9 protein-coding genes and 2 tRNA genes are annotated in these 12,324 nt (G+C 57.5%); all 11 read right to left on the bottom strand.

Annotated features, from left to right (window positions below; genetic code table 11):
• Nucleotides 1-18 precede the first annotated feature (18 nt).
• Nucleotides 19-94 (bottom strand) — tRNA-Gly (locus DWZ52_RS02905).
• Nucleotides 95-199: 105 nt separating this feature from the next.
• Nucleotides 200-946, bottom strand: coding sequence for an anti-sigma factor antagonist (locus DWZ52_RS02900; RefSeq protein WP_117800887.1), 747 nt, complete (start codon nucleotides 944-946; stop codon nucleotides 200-202).
• 78 nt (nucleotides 947-1,024) lie between these two features.
• Nucleotides 1,025-3,370 carry a GAF domain-containing SpoIIE family protein phosphatase gene (locus tag DWZ52_RS02895; protein WP_118384877.1) on the bottom strand — a complete coding sequence of 782 codons (2,346 nt, stop codon included), beginning with the start codon at nucleotides 3,368-3,370 and terminating at the stop codon, nucleotides 1,025-1,027.
• Between the two features lie 59 nt (nucleotides 3,371-3,429).
• Nucleotides 3,430-3,519, bottom strand: a tRNA-Leu gene (locus tag DWZ52_RS02890).
• A gap of 597 nt (nucleotides 3,520-4,116) precedes the next feature.
• The gene (locus DWZ52_RS02885; protein WP_117655655.1) at nucleotides 4,117-5,145 is read right to left on the bottom strand and encodes an ABC transporter ATP-binding protein; all 1,029 of its coding nucleotides are present in this window, start codon (nucleotides 5,143-5,145) and stop codon (nucleotides 4,117-4,119) included.
• Nucleotides 5,146-6,237: an ABC transporter ATP-binding protein gene (locus DWZ52_RS02880; RefSeq protein WP_117655654.1), complete on the bottom strand. Its 1,092-nt coding sequence runs from the start codon at nucleotides 6,235-6,237 to the stop codon at nucleotides 5,146-5,148.
• Between the two features lie 2 nt (nucleotides 6,238-6,239).
• Entirely contained in the window at nucleotides 6,240-7,175 is a 936-nt protein-coding gene (locus tag DWZ52_RS02875) for an ABC transporter permease (RefSeq protein WP_089572954.1), read from the bottom strand.
• Nucleotides 7,176-7,189: 14 nt separating this feature from the next.
• A complete protein-coding gene (locus DWZ52_RS02870) occupies nucleotides 7,190-8,227 on the bottom strand; it encodes an ABC transporter permease (protein ID WP_089572952.1) in 1,038 nt (345 codons plus the stop codon).
• Between the two features lie 156 nt (nucleotides 8,228-8,383).
• The gene (locus DWZ52_RS02865) at nucleotides 8,384-10,060 is read right to left on the bottom strand and encodes an ABC transporter substrate-binding protein (protein WP_117648301.1); all 1,677 of its coding nucleotides are present in this window, start codon (nucleotides 10,058-10,060) and stop codon (nucleotides 8,384-8,386) included.
• A 290-nt stretch (nucleotides 10,061-10,350) separates the two neighbouring features.
• Nucleotides 10,351-10,605 (bottom strand): preprotein translocase subunit SecG, encoded by a 255-nt coding sequence (secG, locus tag DWZ52_RS02860; RefSeq protein WP_006236144.1) that lies wholly within the window; start codon nucleotides 10,603-10,605, stop codon nucleotides 10,351-10,353.
• Between the two features lie 163 nt (nucleotides 10,606-10,768).
• Complete coding sequence (gene gpmI, locus DWZ52_RS02855) at nucleotides 10,769-12,322, bottom strand: 2,3-bisphosphoglycerate-independent phosphoglycerate mutase (protein ID WP_055286937.1); 1,554 nt, start codon at nucleotides 12,320-12,322, stop codon at nucleotides 10,769-10,771.
• Nucleotides 12,323-12,324 lie beyond the last annotated feature (2 nt).

Raw genomic sequence — 12,324 nt, 5'->3', positions numbered from 1 at the left:
AACGGTCCGGAAATGCAATGGAGCGGACAACGGGGCTCGAACCCGCGACCCCAACCTTGGCAAGGTTGTGCTCTACCAACTGAGCCATGTCCGCTTGCGGGTTATTAATTTACGCGAGTTGTCCAAAAGACGCAAGTACTTTTTTCAAAAAACTTGTCTGCCGCATGTTCTTAGTAGCTAAACGCGCTAAAGCGATTGGCTAGGCACACGACTCCAGCGCTCCGCTAAACAGCTTCACCATCTGCACGCGCGTACCGACGCCGTCCGTACGACGAGCAACCTCCACGTTATCGACGAGCATACGCATAAGCTTGATACCACGGCCGCGCTCCTCTGATGCGACCGGTTCGCTCGTTTCATCGATAGAATAGCCGGCACCTCGATCAAGCACCTCAACCACAACGCGATCGCCATAGGCCTGAACCGTCAGGACGCACCCGATACCGCCCGCATGGTCATAGGCATTACCCAGCGCCTCCCCCGACGCCAACGCGACATCGTAGCGCTCGTCACGGCGCAACGGAAGCGATTCAAGGAGTTCGGCGATGCGATGTCGGTAGTATGGAAGATTCTCGATACCCTGACGGACCTCGACGCTCTTACTCCAGCGAGGCAGCTCCCCCACCGGAATGGCGGGAATAGACTCCCGTGCCGGCCCCGCGACATGAAGAATATCGACAAGACGGGCAATCTCCAAAAAGCGAACAACTTCACCTGATGCATTGACGAGCGAAAGCAGGCCTTCTCGCCTCATGAGCTCACGAGCGCGCGTAAGCAGGAATGCCAAGCCCGTCGAATCGATAAAGCTAACAGCCTGGCAGTTGATGACGACACGACGCACGCCGCGGCCAATCAAAGCATCCAACCGCCGACGCAGCGCAGGCACCGTGGCGATGTCGATATCGCCTGGTGGCGTCAAAACCGCTATGTCATTCCACTCATTCATACGACCATGGTTCCCCAAAAAAGCCCACTCGATGCATTCGTTTCCCCAACCGTACGGATTCAGCCCACCCAGCGTCGTCTATGAACGACCCCGTAAAAACTCAAGGGACACCAATGCAATGTCATCGTCCAGCGCCGATTCGGTAAATCGGTCGAGCTCGCCCAAGACCTTGCCGCAGATTCCCGATACGCCCTCACCCGAGACAGAGAGCAGAAGGTCACGAAGGCGCTGCTCGCCAAAGAAAGCACCCGAGCGGTCACGTGCTTCGATTGTTCCGTCGGTGTACATAAATAGCATGTCACCAGGAGCGAACGTAAACACGCCTGTCTCGTACACCATGCTCTCAAAGGCACCGATTACCCCCGATTGGCATCCAAGCAGCTCAACCTCTCCCCCACGAACCTCGCCGCCACCCAGCGGCATCGACTCTGGCCTGATGACCATGGTCGGAGGATGGCCCGCCGAACAATACGTTGCACGTCCGGCTTTAAGGTCAACCTTGGCGATAAAGGCCGTCACGAACGTCTCGACCCTTGAAAAGCCCATGAGCATGCTGTTAAGGGAGCGTGCCATGCGGGCCGGCCCAGCGCCCTCCCAGGCATATGCCGTCAGGGCCGTCTTGACGAGCGCGGACATCGATGCAGCCTCAATGCCTTTGCCAGACACATCGCCCAGAATCATGACGGCGCAATCGTCGGGAAGACGGATGAGCGTATAGAAATCGCCGCCGACCAACGCCGAGTTCGTGGCCGACAGGTACACCGAATCGGCGGCGATTCCCGGAACATCCCCCAGTGAATTTCTCATGCCAATCTGAAGGGTCTGAGCGATATGGCGCTCCTCACGCTTTTGAGATTCGCCTTCATAGATCAGTTCAAAGTCATGAGCCAAGTGCACCAAGTAGTCATATTCAAGGTCATCAATCGGCTCTTGGCTACCATCACGAAGCAGCAGCGCGCGCGTCGTCGGGCCCTTCGCAACAGAAGCAGGAACGATCGCGTCGTTACTGTGCTTGCCATCGCCCTCAGGGCGCGGGCGCCCCGCCTCGATGCCGGCGTCGACGTAGAGACCCTGGCAAGGCAGGCCATGCGCCCTAAGCCAGCCTCCCATAGGCATCGATTCGTCAACGCGAGTTATACGGACGTGTTTAAGGTCCTCGGCGCTCGTGCCGCCCAAAACAGATGCCTCAAAGCCATCAGGGCCAGCCCCCAGACGTGCCGCTGGCGCCGTCGTGGAAAAGAAAAGCTTCTCGGGATCGTCCGGCAAAGCAACGCGACTGCCGCCTTCAAAATCTATGACGTAGGAATCCAGACTGGCGTCATACTCAATAGGGCAAAAATGGCAGTTGAGCATATTGCAGATCTCGGACGATACCGCCTGGGTAGCCGCGGCGGAATCGTCTAGAAAGGTAAACAACTCGTCACGCAAGACATTGAGCGAGCGGCCAAGCTCGGCCGTGCGACGGGAGCGAAGGCTCGATGCCATGCCGACCAGCTGGATAGACAGGTAATCGCAAATGACCTCGAGCACATTAACGTCATAGGCGAGCGGTGCCTGAGGGCGTTTCCAACCAACTTCCAGCACGCCAAGGATCTGCGTACCGTAAAAAACGGGAAGACAGATCTCGCTGCGGTACGGAGGCATATCCTGCATGCGCAACAGGTGCTTAGAACGATTGTCCAGATCCATGAACATACCGGAGGCGACCTTATCACCCTCAAGGTCCTGTTGAATCGACAAGCGACAGGCACGCGACTCACGAAGAACATACGTCGGAATGCCAGCGCCATACGGCAAAAACTCAGGCAGGTAGCTGTCGTACAGCTCCTTGGAAACACCGCGAAGTTTAAAACCACCGCTCTCAGAAAAATAGATAGCGGCACCCGAAGCATCGAGCGTTCCTACAAGCTGGTTCAAAACGGTATCAAGTAGGCTGGGCAGCTCATCGGAGCCCACGGTACTCATAATGACCGAGAGCGTGCCAGAGAGGCGCTTGTTCGCCACTCTAAGCTCCGAAAGCGCACGCTTGAGTTGCCGGTCGTGAGAATACTGTTCCTCGATACTGTGAAGCGCCACCAGGACACGTGGTGCGCGGCGCCCAAAGATGTGTGGAGGCGTTACGGAGCCCGCACGAACCAAGACGGGAATAAAAGAGCCGTCACTCAGCTTGAGCATCAGTTCGTTCTCGGAGCCATCAGTTTCAAATGGCAGACGATGTTCCGTCGCACGTTCAAAAGCGGACGAGTACAGGACGTCTTTAACATCTCCGCCGATGACGTCGGCGCGTTCCTCGCACATCAAACCAAGTAAGCGATTATTCACATGCAGAATGGTTCCGTCGAGCTCGCAGATGATGACAGCATCGCTCGTGATCTCGACTAGTTGGGCAACGTCTGCCCACTCGTTGCGTTCAAGCGTTTCCATCGTGGACCTCACCGTCTATCGGTAACAAAAAAGCCTCCGAAGAGGCTTCTCAAATGCGATGGTGTCGGAGGCGGGACTTGAACCCGCATGACCAAAAAGCGGTCACTAGCACCTCAAGCTAGCGCGTCTGCCAATTCCGCCACTCCGACATGCTATGTTGTTGATTCGCGGTTCGTTTTGTTGGACCCGCGCGTTCAACGAGGAAGATAATAACCTATGATTCGAGAACTGTGCAAGCACTTTTTTCAAAAAAGTTTACGAATTTGTAATTGCGCAGGTAGACCGACCTGTTCGGGCAGGAATGAGGTCGCTTTCCAACGCGTCCTCGGGCATGCGGCATTATTTTGATCCGCGCTTCGCGCTACAAAATAATGCCGCCCCCTGCGGAATGCGTTGGAAAGCGACCTCATTCCTGCCCTAGGGGCACATGCTTCATGCACAGTTCTCAAACATGTTCTGGGGGCTGATATAAATTTAGTGGCTCGACTTTGCCGAGCCCTTATATGGGGAGGCCGGAGCCAAGGCTCCGGCCTCACTAACTGTCCTATTAGATTAAGTGAGCGATCAAGGAATCGCACTCCCCTCTGCAGCGTTAACGCAGGGCCCGCTCTGGAATTGCCTTTCAGAACATTCCGCAGACCAGGAAGCCCCCTTATCCGCAGCTCCGAAGGAGCAGGATAAGAGGGCTTCCATGGTCGAGGACGTTCTGAAAGGCAATTCCAGAGCGGGCCCGGACGGTTCACCGACTACAGGTCGATGTGCGATTCCTTAATCGGGAACGGCTCCGCGAAGTGGCAGGCGCAGCAGTGGCCCGGGGCAACTTCCTTAAACTCAGGAAGCTTCTCTGAGCAGATGCCCTGCGCGATCGGGCAGCGCGTGTGGAAACGGCAGCCGGTCGGCGGATCCAGCGGCGACGGCGGATCGCCGGCGAGGATGATACGCTTGCGGGTCTTCTGGATATCCGGATCGGGCACCGGCACAGCAGATAGCAGCGACTGCGTGTACGGATGGTGAGGCTCGCTATAGAGCGTCTTCCAGTCCGAAACCTCGACCATCTTGCCCAGATACATAACGGCAACGCGATCGGAGATGTGCTGCACGACGGACAGGTCGTGGGCGATAAACAGATACGCCGTACCAAACTTGTCCTGAAGTTCCTTGAGCAGGTTCAGAACCTGGGCCTGAATGGAAACATCCAGAGCGGAAACGGGCTCGTCGCAGATGATCAGCTTGGGCTTCAAAGCGAAGGCGCGGGCGATGCCGACACGCTGACGCTGACCGCCCGAGAACTCGTGCGGGTAGCGGTTGATGTGCTCGGGGTTCAGTCCAACGACGTCGAGAAGCTCGCGAACACGCTCGATACGCTCCTCCTTGGTGCCCACGCCGTGAATAGTCATGGGCTCGGAGACGATCTCGCCGATGGTCATACGGGGGTTCAGCGAAGCATAGGGGTCCTGGAAGATGAACTGCATCTCGCGACGCATGTCCTTGATCTCATGCTTGCTCATCTCGGCAACATCTTTGCCCTGGAAGAACACCTTGCCGGCAGTCGGCTGGGTCAGGCGCATAATCGTGCGGCCCGTGGTGGACTTACCGCAACCAGACTCGCCAACCAGACCAAAGGTTTCGCCAGGATAAATCTCAAACGAGATGTCGTTCACAGCAGAGACGACGCGCTTGGAAAAGCGCTTGGCGAACATGCCGGACTCGGCGGGGAATTCCTTAGAGAGGTGCTCGACCTTCAGCAGCGGAGTGCGCTCGTTCTTATCTGCCATTTACGCCTCGCCTCCCTTCTCGGAATCCTTGCGCGTACGGGACGTCGCAGGAGCATTCTTGAGGAACTCGGGGTCGCCGGAGTAGTGGCACGCGGAATAATGGCCAGACTCAGTGACAACACGCTCAGGACGCTGCTTGCGGCACTTATCGGTCGCATAGGGGCAACGAGGCGAGAACACGCAACCCTCGGGCAGGTTCATGAGCGAGGGCGGATTGCCGTGAATCGGCGTCAGCGGCTTCTTCTCATCGATAGCCTGCTCCGGGATGGAGCGGATAAGGCCCCAGGTGTAGGGATGACGGCTCTCGTAGAAGATCTCTTCAGCAGTACCGAACTCGACGGGACGGCCGGCGTACATAACCATGATCTTATCGGCCATATCGGCGACAACGCCAAGGTCGTGGGTGATCATGATAATGGCGTTGCCGTTCTTCTCCTGCATTTCCTGCATCAGCTCAATAATCTGAGCCTGGATGGTAACGTCCAGAGCAGTCGTGGGCTCATCGGCAATCAGGATATCGGGATCGCAGGCAAGCGCCATGGCAATCATGACGCGCTGACGCATGCCACCAGAGAACTGGTGCGGATACTCGTTGACGCGCTTTTCGGGCTCGGGAATGCCAACGAGGTCCAAAAGCTCGGTGGCGCGCTTGAGCGCCTCCTGCTTGGAGTAGCCACGGTGCAGACGAAGTCCCTCGCCCACCTGCTTGCCGATCTTATAGACCGGGTTCAGGGAGGTCATAGGATCCTGGAAGATCATCGCGATATCGTTGCCGCGAATATGCTGCATTTCTTCCTCGGTCATCTCGAGGATCGAACGACCGCGGTAGCGAACGTCGCCGCCCTCAATCTTTCCCGGAGGCATCGAGATGAGGCCCATGATGGTCATGGCGGTCACGGACTTACCGGAGCCGGACTCACCGACGACGCCCAAGGTCTCGCCGCGATCGAGCGTGTAGGAGACACCGTCGACAGCGCGAACGACGCCATCCTCGGTGTGGAAATACATCTTAAGGTCATCGACCTCGAGCAGATGCTGGCCTTCGGGAACCGGCTGGTCCTTCAGGTCCACATAGTTCTTGTTCTTCTTCATCCTTATGCGTCCTTCATCTTGACGTCGAGGGCGTCGCGCAGACCGTCACCCAGCAGGGTGAAGGCGAGCACCGTCGAGAGAATTGCCAGACCGGGCATGATCATCATCCAGGGAGCAGTCAGAAGATACTGCTGACCGTCCTGAATCATGGAGCCCCACGAAGGCGTAGGCGGGATAACGCCCATGCCGAGGAAGGACAGAGCGGACTCGGTCAAAATGGCACCACCAATGTTCATGGTCGCGTAGACCACGATGGAGGCGACGGAGTTCGGGAAGATGTGACGCACGACGATACGAGCATCGGATGCGCCCATCGCGCGCGCAGCGTCAACATAGTCGTTTTCCTTGACCGTCAGGATCGCGGATCGGAAGACGCGCGCAATCGAAGGCCAGCCGAGAATACCGATGGCGATAAAGACGTTCTGAAGACCACGGCCGATAACGGCGATCATGGCGACGACGAACAGCACGTACGGGAACGCCAGGAAGATGTCCGCGCAGCGCATGATAATCGTATCCCAGATGCCGCCATAGAAACCGGCAAGGGCGCCCATGACCAGACCGATCACCGTGGAGATGGCGGTGGCCATAATACCGACGGAAAGCGAAACACGTGCACCGTAGATAACACGAACGAGAATGTCGCGGCCAAGGGCGTCGGTGCCAAACGGGTGCTCGGCACACGGAGCCAGCAGCGACGTCTCGGCCATGGTGGTCGAGTCGGAAGCCGTCGGCGAACCGAGCCAGGGCTTAGCCCAAAGATCTGCGGTCAGGGCAACCAAAACGACGACGATGATCCAGCAGACACCGATAACGGCGAGCTTGTTCTTGCGAAGACGCTTAAAAGCGTCGCCCCACAGCGTGCGGGACTTGGCGGGAGCAGATGCGGCCTTGGTGGCGGTAGCCTGCTCCTGAGACTGAGAATCAGTTTCCTGCATGAGACGTACCTCCCTTAGGCCTTATCCGACGGACCGCCAAGGCGGATGCGCGGGTCGAGGAATGCATAGCTAATGTCGACGAGCAGGTTGATCACCATGACGACGACGACGATGAGCGTAACGCCGCCCATAACGATGGGCCAGTCACGCATGCTAATGGCGCGATAGACCTCATAGCCGATACCGGGCCAGTTAAAGACCGTTTCGGTCAGGATGGCACCCGAAAGCATGCCGCCAAAGTCGACACCAATATAGGTAACGACGGGGATGAGTGCATTCTTAAGCGCATGCTTGATGATGATCGCGCGATTGGAGAGACCCTTGGCCTTTGCCGTACGGATGTAATCTTGGTTCATGACGTCAAGCAGCTGCGAACGCATAATGCGGGCAGCATAAGCGGTCGAAACCGAAGCCAGCGTAATGGTCGGAAGCACATAGTGCATCCAATCCTGATACTGAGAGCTGGAACCGCCGGCACCCGAAATCGGCATGGAGAATGCGCCGCCGGTGAGGTCCTTAAGGATGACGCCGAAGAACAGCTGCAGCAGCATGCCGAGCCAGAAGGCGGGAACGGCAACGAGGATCGACGTGGTCAGCGTTACCAAAATATCCCAGAAGGAATAACGCTTTACCGCCGAAATGATACCCGCACCGATACCCATGATCGCCTCGAGCACGATGGCGCACGCGGCGAGTTTGACCGTATACGGATACTTCTGGGCAAAGATTTCCGTAACCGGCAGCTTGCGCTGGTACGAATTACCCAGATCGCCATGAAGCAGACCGTTCATGTAATACAGATAACGGTCTACAAGCGACGTCTGAACGGGATCGCCGTTCTCGTCAAGGATCGCGTTACCGTCCTCGTCCGTCTGGACCAGGTGATAGCGTACGCGAAGCTGAAGCTCTACCTCGGGGGATAGAGCCTTGTCTCCACCGATCAGCTTGATCGGATCTCCCGGCACGATATTCTGGAGGGCGAACAGAATCAGCGTGACGCCCAAAAACACCGGGATGAACTGAAGCACACGTTTAACGATGTACTTACCCATACCACTCCCCTATCTAGGGATTAACCTAAATGGGATGCCGATCGCCAGACCGGCATCCCAAAATTACCATCAGCCAGTTTACCCCAGGTTAGGGGGAACTGTATGTTTCCCATGAGGTCTACGTAAATACTTGACCCTCACGGAAGCTGCAAACTCTTAGGCGAGCTCAGCGGTACCCAGATCGGCGTGCTTCTGCGGATCAACGTAGAGGTACTTGACGCGGTCGGAGCCAGCGATGGTGTGCGTGTAGAACATCACCGGGATGACCGGGCAGTCGGCGGCGACCATGGCGTCGGCCTCCTGCATCTTGGCGATACGCTCGTCGTCGTCAACCGTGGCACGGGCCTCGTCAACCTTGGCGTCAAAGTCGGGGTTGCTGTAACCGGAGCGGTTGTCGCCACCCAGGGAGTCGGAGTGGAACAGCGGATACAGGAAGTTGTCCATGATCGGGTAATCAGCGATCCAGCCCAGACGGCCGAACTGATAGTTGAAGTTCTGATACTGCTCGAGCAGGGCAGACCACTCAGGGGTATCGGAGACGGCGGTGACGCCCACCTTGGCGAGGTCGCCGATGATGGACTCCATGATCTCCTTGTGGCCGCCGTCCTGGTTGTAGGACAGGGTCACATTGATGCCACGATCGCCGTTAGCGCCAGCGGGAGCGACCTTGTCGAGGTACTCGTTAGCCTTGTCGACGTCGTAGGCGCAGAACTCCCATGCGCCCTCCTTGTAGCCGGCGATTCCCGGAGGAACGATGCCGTCAGCGGGGGTACGGGTGCCCTTGAAGATGGTCTTGCAGATGGCCTCACGGTTGATAGCCAGGGAGATGCCCCTGCGCAGGTCAGCGTTGTTGAACGGCTCGGCCGTGGTGTTGCACGTCAGATAGTACGTGGAAGGCTCGGAACCGAGCAGCATGCGCGCACCATCACTCATGGTGTAGCCATCCTTGGACTCGCCGCGGTCCTTCTTGGCGGCGTCGATCTGAGCAACGGGAACGTCGCAGACATCGAGGTTACCGGCCTGGAACTCCTTGTAAGCGGTCTCCACGTCCTTGATGACCTGGAAGTGGATGGCGTCGATCTTGGCCTTGTCGCCATAATAATCGTCGAACTTCTTGAGGTTGATCTCCTGACCATCCTCCCACTTACCGTCCATCATGAACGGGCCGTTGCCGACCGGGGCAAGATAGAAGCTCTTGACATCGGTCTCGGCGCACTCGGGAACCGGGGACAGAGCCGGGTGAGAGGCGACGAAGGGGAAGTCGGCGTAGGCAGAAGTCAGCTTGACGACGAGGGTCTCGTCATCCGGGCAGGTGACACCGGTCAGCTCGGTAGCCTTACCGGCAACCAGATCGTCATAGCCCTCGACCATGGAAAGGTGATAGGAGACCTCGGAAGGACCATACTCGGTAGCGATGGCCGACTTGGTGTTGACCAGGCGCTCCCAACCGAGCTTGAAGGACTTGGAGGTAACGTCGTCACCGTTATGGAACTTGGCCTTCTTGATCTTGAAGGTGAACTCGGTGGCGTCGTCGTTAGCCTCAAAGGACTCGCAAGCCAGCGGAACGATCTCGCCCTTCTCGTTATCGTACTCCGTCAGAGCGTCGAAGAGCTGGTACTCGACCTGAGTGCCCTGATCCTCCTGGACGTTGTAGGGGTCGATGCAGACCGGGTTGTTGATGTAGAAGTTCAGCGTCGAACCGGACTCAGAACCGGAAGCGTCGCCGCCCTTCTTGCCGCATGCGGCAAGAAAAGCCATGGAGCTCGCAGCGAGGGTGCCGCCAACAAAGGCGCGACGACCCATAACGGGCTGGTGGAACATAGAATCAGCCATGCCATCCTCCTTATGAGATAGGACAAAGTGAATTCGGCCGGGCAACGTCGAGACAGCCCAATCGAACCATTCAAACGCGGTCCGCTGTTATGGCTGGTTATGCAATGCGGGCCAACGTTTTGCAATACAGTAGCGCATTTTATGCACAATTTGGCGCTGATTCCGGTTAACGGTCGAGAATTTCTTTAGTTGGGCGAAGTATGTGGGGATATTTTGACTCTGTTACAAATATGTAAACAAAAAGGGCCCCGCACATGCGGGACCCTTTACAAACGCATATACGCCGATGCTTAGTAGCCGACGATGCCCTGCGGGAAGAAGAACATGCACAGCACGACGCACACGGCAAACACGACAGCCATGATAACGGTCAGGCGGTCAAGGTTCTGCTCCATAACGCCTGTGGCAGAGCTGGAGTTATACAGCGAGCTAGCGATCATATCCGAAACGCCGGTGCCCTTACCGGAGTGCATCAGGACGAGAATCGTCAGCGCCACGGCAGAAACAGCCCAAACGACAAACAGAAGAATCTGAAACGGACCCATAGATAAGCTCCTTAATAGAACAATTCAAACTCCAGTACTGTACCACAACCTCCAACACTCCCCCACCTGCCATTTAGGGACGGGGTAGAAATGGCAGAAATACCAAAAGGGGGTTGCCCGAATATGGGCAACCCCCTCGCATGAAATCGCTTGGAGTTTTCTCTTAGGCCTCGGTTGCGAGCACGCGGCCCGTCATCTCGGCGGAAGGCTCCAGACCAGCCATGGTGAGCATAGTCGGGGCGATATCGGAGAGACGACCGTCCTCGATACCGGTGAGCTGTGCCTTCTCATCAACGATGATAAACGGCACACGGTTGGTGGTGTGAGCCGTAAACGGATGCTTGGAACCGTCGGAAGCAACGTCAAACATGTGATCGGCGTTGCCGTGGTCGGCGGTAATCAGCGCAAAGCCGCCCTTAGCGAGAATCGCCGGGACAACCTTGGACAGGGCATCGTCAACAGCCTCGACGGCCTTAACGGCGGCGTCGAAGACACCGGTGTGACCAACCATGTCGCAGTTCGCGAAGTTCACGATGTAGAAATCAGCGCGATCCTCGTTGATGGCGGCGACGAGCTTCTCGGTAACCTCGGGAGCGCTCATCTCGGGCTGCAGATCGTAGGTAGCAACCTTAGGGGAAGCGACGAGCACGCGCTCCTCGCCCTCCTTGGGCTCCTCGATGCCGCCGTTGAGGAAGAACGTCACGTGGGCGTACTTCTCGGTCTCGGCGGTATGCAGCTGCTTCAGGCCATTGGCGGCGATAACGTCAGCCAGGACGTTCTCAGGGAATGTCTTGGGGAAGGCGACCTCAACGTCAAACGTCGGATCGTACTCGGTCATCGTCACAAAGTGCGAAAGCTTAATCTGCTCGCGCTCAAAGCCGTCGAACTCCTTGTCCGTGAACACGCGGGTCATCTGACGGGCGCGGTCGGGACGGAAGTTGAAGAAGATGGCCGCGTCGCCCTCGTGAATGCCCTCGTTGTGGGCAGCGAAGGGCTCGACGAACTCGTCGCCGCGCGGATCCTTCTCGTAGTAGGCCTTGATACCGGCAACGGGGTCGGTATCGGCATCGGACGCGTTGACCATGACGTCGTAGGCACGCTGGATGCGCTCCCAGCGGTTGTCGCGGTCCATGGCCCAATAGCGGCCCGAAACGGTGGCAACGCGAGCGTCGCAACCGGTCTCCTCGGAGATCTTAGCCAGGAAAGCGCAGAACTCGCTCATGTAACCGGCACCGGACTGCGGGTCAACGTCGCGACCATCCATGAAGGCGTGGACGCGAACGGTCTTGACACCGTGCTCGGCAGCCATCTTGACCAGAGCCTCGACGTGGTTCATGTGAGAATGAACACCGCCAGGGCTCATAAGGCCCATGAGGTGGAGAGTCTTACCGTCAGCCTTGACATCGTCCATAGCCTTGACGAAAACCTCGTTCTTGGCGATGGAGCCGTCCTTGATGGCATTGTTGATGCGCGAAAGCTCCTGGAACACGATGCGGCCGGCACCGATGTTGAGGTGACCCACCTCGGAGTTACCCATCTGGCCGTCGGGAAGGCCCACGTCCTCGCCCGAAGCACCGAGCGTGGTGTGGGGGTACTTCTCGTACAGGCCATCAAGGAAGGGCGTCTTGGCAGCGGCGACGGCGTTCTCGCCATCGGCCGGAGCAAGGCCGCAGCCATCCATGATAATCAGGAGTGCAGGAAGATGACGTTGTGCCATAT

Origin of the sequence: Collinsella sp. AF33-16, assembly GCF_003475325.1 — a bacterium.
GTDB lineage: Bacteria > Actinomycetota > Coriobacteriia > Coriobacteriales > Coriobacteriaceae > Collinsella.
Note: the sequence above shows the minus strand (reverse complement) of the source record. Positions and strands in the feature narration are given on the sequence as shown.

Coding starts and splice junctions, on each gene's coding strand:
- gpmI (WP_055286937.1), bottom strand. CDS start 12,322: ATGGCACAACGTCATCTTCCTGCACTCCTGATTATCATGGATGGCTGC.
- DWZ52_RS02875 (WP_089572954.1), bottom strand. CDS start 7,175: ATGCAGGAAACTGATTCTCAGTCTCAGGAGCAGGCTACCGCCACCAAG.
- DWZ52_RS02900 (WP_117800887.1), bottom strand. CDS start 946: ATGAATGAGTGGAATGACATAGCGGTTTTGACGCCACCAGGCGATATC.
- secG (WP_006236144.1), bottom strand. CDS start 10,605: ATGGGTCCGTTTCAGATTCTTCTGTTTGTCGTTTGGGCTGTTTCTGCC.
- DWZ52_RS02880 (WP_117655654.1), bottom strand. CDS start 6,237: ATGAAGAAGAACAAGAACTATGTGGACCTGAAGGACCAGCCGGTTCCC.
- DWZ52_RS02885 (WP_117655655.1), bottom strand. CDS start 5,145: ATGGCAGATAAGAACGAGCGCACTCCGCTGCTGAAGGTCGAGCACCTC.
- DWZ52_RS02870 (WP_089572952.1), bottom strand. CDS start 8,227: ATGGGTAAGTACATCGTTAAACGTGTGCTTCAGTTCATCCCGGTGTTT.
- DWZ52_RS02865 (WP_117648301.1), bottom strand. CDS start 10,060: ATGGCTGATTCTATGTTCCACCAGCCCGTTATGGGTCGTCGCGCCTTT.
- DWZ52_RS02895 (WP_118384877.1), bottom strand. CDS start 3,370: ATGGAAACGCTTGAACGCAACGAGTGGGCAGACGTTGCCCAACTAGTC.